The 6,951-nt window shown below is 31.4% G+C and carries 8 protein-coding genes; 1 reads left to right on the forward strand and 7 read right to left on the reverse strand.

Annotated features, from left to right (window positions below; all coding sequences use genetic code 11):
* Both QZZ53_RS16455 and QZZ53_RS16460 read right to left on the reverse strand, forming a co-directional pair.
* A partial coding sequence (locus QZZ53_RS16455) for an AarF/UbiB family protein (RefSeq protein ID WP_296386723.1) occupies positions 1-1,110 on the reverse strand: 1,110 nt, incomplete at its 3' end.
* 1 nt (position 1,111) lies between these two features.
* Entirely contained in the window at positions 1,112-1,486 is a 375-nt protein-coding gene (locus QZZ53_RS16460) for a hypothetical protein (protein WP_296386724.1), read from the reverse strand.
* Between the two features lie 140 nt (positions 1,487-1,626).
* On the opposite strand from QZZ53_RS16460, the gene QZZ53_RS16465 reads away from it, so the two are divergent.
* On the forward strand, positions 1,627-2,028 hold the full coding sequence (locus QZZ53_RS16465) for a CBS domain-containing protein (RefSeq protein ID WP_296386726.1): 402 nt from the start codon (positions 1,627-1,629) through the stop codon (positions 2,026-2,028).
* A 215-nt stretch (positions 2,029-2,243) separates the two neighbouring features.
* On the opposite strand, the gene QZZ53_RS16470 is transcribed toward QZZ53_RS16465, so the two are convergent.
* The 5 genes from QZZ53_RS16470 to QZZ53_RS16490 form a co-directional block, all read right to left on the reverse strand.
* Entirely contained in the window at positions 2,244-2,714 is a 471-nt protein-coding gene (locus QZZ53_RS16470; RefSeq protein ID WP_296386728.1) for a YHS domain-containing (seleno)protein, read from the reverse strand.
* A gap of 30 nt (positions 2,715-2,744) precedes the next feature.
* Positions 2,745-3,101: a nuclear transport factor 2 family protein gene (locus QZZ53_RS16475; RefSeq protein WP_296386730.1), complete on the reverse strand. Its 357-nt coding sequence runs from the start codon at positions 3,099-3,101 to the stop codon at positions 2,745-2,747.
* Between the two features lie 74 nt (positions 3,102-3,175).
* Positions 3,176-4,234 carry an AraC family transcriptional regulator gene (locus QZZ53_RS16480; RefSeq protein WP_296386732.1) on the reverse strand — a complete coding sequence of 353 codons (1,059 nt, stop codon included), beginning with the start codon at positions 4,232-4,234 and terminating at the stop codon, positions 3,176-3,178.
* A 136-nt stretch (positions 4,235-4,370) separates the two neighbouring features.
* Positions 4,371-4,742 carry a heavy-metal-associated domain-containing protein gene (locus QZZ53_RS16485; RefSeq protein ID WP_296386735.1) on the reverse strand — a complete coding sequence of 124 codons (372 nt, stop codon included), beginning with the start codon at positions 4,740-4,742 and terminating at the stop codon, positions 4,371-4,373.
* Between the two features lie 110 nt (positions 4,743-4,852).
* Entirely contained in the window at positions 4,853-6,922 is a 2,070-nt protein-coding gene (locus tag QZZ53_RS16490; RefSeq protein WP_296386737.1) for a TonB-dependent receptor plug domain-containing protein, read from the reverse strand.
* Between the last annotated feature and the right edge of the window lie 29 nt (positions 6,923-6,951).

The raw sequence follows: 6,951 nt of genomic DNA on the forward strand, positions 1-6,951 counted from the left end.
AATATCAAACTCTAATGCTCTAATATCTTCAATGTTCGTATAATTAGATAATTGTTTTAATGCTTTAATAATTTTATGAACATCTTTTCTCGTTATTGCTAAAAACAACTTTCCAAAAACTTCAATATCTCTAGGAAGGATACTTCCCATCATTCCAAAATCTAAATAACAAATACGACTATTGGGAAGCACTAGTAAATTGCCTGGATGTGGATCTGCATGAAAGAAACCATAGTTAAAGATTTGTTTAAAATAACTCTTGGTTAAACGTTTCGAAATAACTTTAGCATCTATTCCTTTTTCTTTTAATTCTATAAAATTATCAATTTTTGTACCAGACATAAATTCTAGCGCCAATACTTTAGTCGTAGTATATTCACGATAAACTTTTGGTGCTACTGCATAATTATCAGAACTCTTATCATTGGCAATATTGTTATAAAAACGCTGAGCATTTATAGATTCATTAATAAAATCGAGTTCTTTAAGAATAGCTTCTTCAAAATTCTTGACTAATCCAATAGGATCAAAACTCTTTATAGATGGAATACGTTTTTGAAGTACTTCAGCAATACTATACATTACCTTAATATCTTCTTCAATGATTTCCTTAATACCAGGACGTTGAACTTTTAAAGCGACACGCTTACCATCCTTCAGCGTTACTTTATGCACTTGTGCCATTGAAGCGGAAGCAAAAGGTGTTGGCTCAAACCAAGCAAATATATTATCTACACTATCTTTTAATTCAGTTTCCACCATTTGCTTTGCCAAATCTTGAGGCATTGGTGGTACATTATCCAATAATTTTTCAAGTTCAAAAGTGAGTTTTAATGGAATTAAATCTGGGCGATTACTTAATATTTGTCCAAATTTCACAAAGGTAGGACCAAGCTCTTCACACACTAAACGCATTTTTTCCCATTTAGTGAATTTTGATGCATGTTCTCGAGAAGCCTTTGGAATAAGCTTACGAAGAAATTGATAGCGCTTTTTTTTCTCTAAATATTGCACCAAATCTTCAAAGCCATACTTAACCAAAACTTTTAAAATTTGATTGTAACGAGCAGCAGACTTGTATTTTTTCCCTATGTCTGAATATAGACTCATGTTATGATTTTGCTTCGAGTTTATTTAATCGTGCTTCGAGTAAAGCAATAGTAGCATCTGCGTTTTCCATTTTTTCTTGCAAGGCTTTCATATCATTTAGATGTGCAATATTGATTTTTTTATACACCTTGGACACAACGTCTTCAATTTTAGACTCAAGTTCCTCTTTTACTTGCTCAGCTTTGAGCTTAATTTTATCTACCAAGTCTAATTCATTCCCATCTTCATCTAATATAGTTTCAGAAGCTATCTCATTAACATTTTTAGCCTTGTCCTCAGACCATTCACCAAGTTTATCTAACAAATGTGTGTCTCTCGCCAATACATAGAGGCTCGATGAGAGTGTAACAAGTTCAATTAGCGTTTTAGTTTTCATGGCTGTTAAGAGTTAATAATTAGATATTACAAGATATTACTAAACATAGTTTCCAAAAATGATTTTAATCAGTAGTTATCTGCAATTTGGTCCTTATTTTTGGTTATGTAATCATAGGTTTATTAATTAAAAAAAAGGTTATGAAATCAGCACCTATCTCTTCAATAATGACAAAAAATGTAGTTTGCATTTCTCCTGAGCAAAAAATTATTGACGTAAAACACATTTACGAAAAGAAGAAATTTCACCATCATATACCAGTGACTGAAAACGGAAAGCTAGTTGGAATAGTAAGTTTAATTGATTTTATGTATGAAATTAAAGGAGCAAGTCTTGATGATAATAATGCTATATACCATGAATTAACTGTAAATGACATTATGAGTCCTAATCCAGTTACTGTTAGCACAGATACTACCATAGAATCAGTTGCTGAAGAGTTTGCAAAAGGACGCTATCGAGCAATTCCTGTTGTTAAGAATGAAAATGTTTTAGGTATTGTTACCACTGCTGATTTAATTCGGTTTTATATGAAGAAGTGATAATGTTAAAATGATGAACAATCTACGAGTTGCATTAACTTCATTGATTTGACACCGTTTTTATGACTGATTGTATATGCTAACCAAATCGAAAAAAATACAAAATGAAGTTTAAAAAATTAGATTCTAAAATGAGTTGAGAATAACATAAAAAAACAAAAGCGATTTGAATTAAAATTCAAATCGCTATTACTTATAACTATTATTAAGATTCGTTAATTATGAGTCTTACTCAGTTTTACCCAGTTTTTATCTGCAATACCTTTCAATTGTGAGTGGTTTTTCTCTGCCAACCATAATTGCTTTGCATCTAATTCTACGTTATTTAAGTATAAATAATACTTACCGTTTTCAACAATAAACTTGTTTGGATCTACTCTAAACTTTGCACCTGCATAAGTACCGAATGCACAGAAACCTCCGTATTGTGGCATATACTTTGCCGGATTTTTATCGAAAGTTGATTTTTGTTCTGCTGAAGTAAAATAGTAAGCTACTTTTTTGTATTCCGACTTGTAACTCTTATTCCCTATTTGGGCAAGTCCTAAATCTAAATAAGACACTGCACTGTAGCCTTGTAATGCAATGCTACTATTATCTAAATTGTTTGCCATTTTATCTTGTGCAGATAAAGATGTCGTTAATATTAATGCTAGTGCTATTAGTGTGTTTTTTAATGGTTTCATTTTTTTGTATTTTATTTTTTATTATTCTAATTATTCTGCGTTGAAATATTCTTCTTGGATTACTTCCCCTTCATCATTCCAGATTCTACGAATAATTTCATGCCAGTAAACTTTTCCACCACCTTGCATATCGAAGTCGAATGTAAATTCTGATGCAGAAACATTACCATCTACAATCGTATGATGTAGTGTAATACCATTTACTTTTACAATTCCGGCTACAAAACCTTCCATTTTAGCAACCATTGCGGCTTTACCTGTTGTTGTTCCACCTTCTCCATGATCTGATGTGTTTGCATTATCAGCGAAAAACTCTTTTACTGCATCTACTACTGCTCCAGTTGAAACTACAGCGTCCATTTTTTGTACTTGTTCTTTAATATTCATCTTGTTTTATTTTTAGTGATTATTACACTGCAAAGATGATCGATATTTAAAGTTTAGGTGCTACAAAAAAAGGACTAAGAATTGTACTTTTTTAATTTGAAGTTGGTTGGCGTAATGCCAGAATAATGTTTAAAAAATCTTGTGAAGTGGTTTGGCTCTTCAAAACCAAGTCGTCTAGATATTGAAGAGACAGATTCATCTTCAATAAGCATTAATTTTGCCGTATTAATTAATTCTAACCTAATTAATTGACCTAAAGAGGTATTCATTTTAGATTGAACCTTATTAGATAATGCTTTTATAGAAAGATTCATTTTATTAGCATAGAACTCAAGAGAGCGTTCTTGAGTATGATATTTTTGAAGCAGTTCTACTATATTCTGAGAAAACAAATCACGATTTTTAAAATCGAAATTATCTCGAAACTGTTTTGGTGTTTGACCCGTTGAATTTTTAAAAACACGATTAAAGTAAGCATCATCTTTAAATCCTAATTCATAGGACACTTCTTGAATGCTTTTATCTGTAAACGCAACTTGCTTTCGACTTTCTTGAAGCCGTTTAGAACTCATTAGATGCTTAACAGATAAGCCTATTTTATTTTTAATTAAAGCCTGTGCATTATATCCACGATCATTAATAAGACTTACCAAATCATTACCTGTTAAGTGATTTAAATATTCCTCGTCAATAATCTCTTTAGCATCAAAAATAACTTGATACTCCTCTTTATTAGCCTTAAAAGGATTTTGCCAATACCATTGTTTTGAAGACACATCAATAATATCTGCAGAGTTATCAGTTAAAGCCGATTCTGATAAAAACGTACTACAGTCTTCACATTCTAATAAATCTATATAACCTAATGAAATTAGATGTTTAAATAGTACTCTAACTTCAGAGTCATAAAATTTACTTTCATTAGAAAATTCAATTCTTCTAACTATAAAATCATCAGATAAGAATTTAATGTATTGTCCTTTTTCTAAAAAAATAGCTTTCTCTTGCCAATCAAAATAGTTTTTAAAATCTACCTGAATACCTCCTTTACCAGATAGAATATGAATAAGAGTATGACTTTCTATAAAGTAAATCTTATTTATTTCTGGAGAGAATTTTTTTACTTTTTGCATTGAATTTAATAATCTTAGAGATTTTAAAGGTACAATGAGATTCTGAAATACTGAAACAAATCCAGCACAGGCAAGTTCAGAATGACAAAACTGGATAAAAAAAACCTGAATTAAAATTCAGGCTTCTCAATTATTTTTATTTTCCGTTTTCTTTCTCTTTTTCATGATCTTTCTTCACATCTTCATCACGATACTTGCAACAAGGATGAACAGAGTTGTATTGTTCATCAGTAGCTTTAATCTCTTTGGTATCATGCCCGACTGAAGCTAGTTTTTTAGAAATTGTTGTTAAATCTGTTTTACGTTCATCGTAAATAAGTTTTAACTCGTGTGTATCTACATTCCAAACTGCTGATTTTACTCCTTTTGTTCTAATAGCTGCTTTTTCTATACGTTCTTTACACATACCACAGATACCATCTACTTCCATAGAAGCTTTTGCATTTTTGTTTTGTGCGAAAGCTATTGTAGTTATCAATAACGTAAATATTAAAATTATCTTTTTCATATTCTTTATTTTTTTTATTATTCTGAACTCGTTTCAGAATCTATTATAATTTTAGTTTCAATTTTAAAGATTACCACGTCACTTCGTTTCTCGTAATGACGGTTCACAAGTTATTTTATTCTATAACGTAATCCTGCATAATACATACCTCCAAAAATCGGACCATACACAAAATTACTATCAAAATTTGATCCAAATGGATTATCTGCACTAACTACCGGATTTGGTTGTCGTACATTCGTCACATTTTCTCCACCTAAATATACTTCAAATTTAGGAGAAAACACTTTGGTAACTTGTAAGTTTAACGTTCCGACGGTTGGTGAATACTCTTCAACTTTAAATTCTGGAGCACTCAAATCTGTACTAGGAAAACGTTGTGAGCTTAACCAATTGTATGTCGCATCAAATTTCCATTGGTTACCATCATCTTTAAGATGTGTTTCATATGACGCGTTAGCAAACAAACGATGATTTGGTATTAATGGTTTTTCTAACTGACCAGAATTGTAATCGGTTTTTATATCGTAATACTTATAGGCTGTTCGTATATCAAAATGTTCAAAGACATTATAATTAAATTCAAACTGAAAACTATTAGCATAGCTATCTCCATCAAGATTATAAAAATTCACTTCAAACGGATTTTCCCAATCCACAACCACTTGGTTTTGAAATTCTGTTCTGTAAAAATCAAAAGTAATATCCGCTTTTCTTTCAAATAAATTAAAGCCTTGCAAATAACTTATACCATAGTTCCACGCAATTTCTGGATCTAAACCATATATCTTTCCTCCAGAATTTAAAATATTAATCTGACGAGAACTCGAGAACATATTCTGATTCTCTGCAAAAATATTAGCACTTCTTTTTCCTCTACCAATAGATGCTCTCCATGCTGATTTTTCCCAAGGTGTATATCGCACATGTAGTCTTGGAGTTACAAAAAAGCCAAGTCTATTGTGCTGATCTACTCTTACACCTGCTGTCATGGTTAGCTTATCTAAATTATCGTAAGCATATTCGAAAAAACCACCAATTGAATTTTCTGTGCGTTCGTAAGTATCTGCATTTACTAATTCATCAAAATGATCGTAAGTAAAACTTAATCCTGTTTTTACTTTGTGACGCGAATCTGAAATGATGGTATTATATACCAAATTAGAATAAAAACTGTTATGTGTTATATCATAAAGATTCAATCCAAAATAAGAATCTTGTTTGTGATGACTAAAAGCCGTTTGAAAACCTAAACTTTGGTATGGCACTTCAGGGTTTACATAACCTAATTTTGTAGTGACTTCAATACGTTCTGTGTTAATTTCACTTCCCCAAAAATTAGTTGTTCCTTTATCAGTGTCAGGATTAAAATCAACTTGTCCTGCTTGTTTTTCATCATTAAGGTATCTTAAATTAATAAAACTCACTACACCTTTCTCTGGATTGGTATACTGCCAGCGATTCATCACATTAATTTGATTATACAATGGCATATCTAAAAAACCATCATCATTAACATCGTGTTTTTGCTGATGTGTATTTCCATGCAAGTACAAACCTGTACTCCACTTATCTGATACTTTTGTATTGATATGTGTGTTTAATTCTAAACGCTCGCTTGATGCTCCATAAAAGTTCACAAAGAGTTTATCATCTGTCGTTGGTTTCACAAGTTCAGCATTGATTTGACCAGCAATACTTTCAAAACCATTGACAACACTTCCTGTTCCTTTAGTAATTTGAATACTCTCTACCCAAGTCCCAGGAATAAAACTCAATCCGTAAGCTTGCGATGCACCTCGAATCGCAGGAATATTCTCTGTAGCTATTAAAATATAGGGTGAATTTAAACCCAACATCTTTATTTGTCGAGTTCCTGAAACAGCATCTGCAAAATTAACATCAATCGATGGATTCGTTTCAAAACTCTCTGAGAGGTTACAACAAGCAGCTTTTAAAAGCTCATCGCTACTTACAAAAAGTGTGTTAGTCGCTTTTAAGTACGATTTTGAAGTAGCTTGCTTACGCGATGTCACTGTTACTGCATCTAACTCATCCGAAGCCTGCAACACATGCTTTATAAACTTGTTTTCGGTTACTGTTATGGTATCGGTTTTAAAACCAACATAACTTATAACTAATTTACTATATGAGAATTTATATGGAATTAAAAATGCCAATCAAGGTTTAGTAAGTATTATGAAAGACC

Source organism: Winogradskyella sp., from assembly GCF_016744625.1.
Lineage (GTDB): Bacteria > Bacteroidota > Bacteroidia > Flavobacteriales > Flavobacteriaceae > Winogradskyella.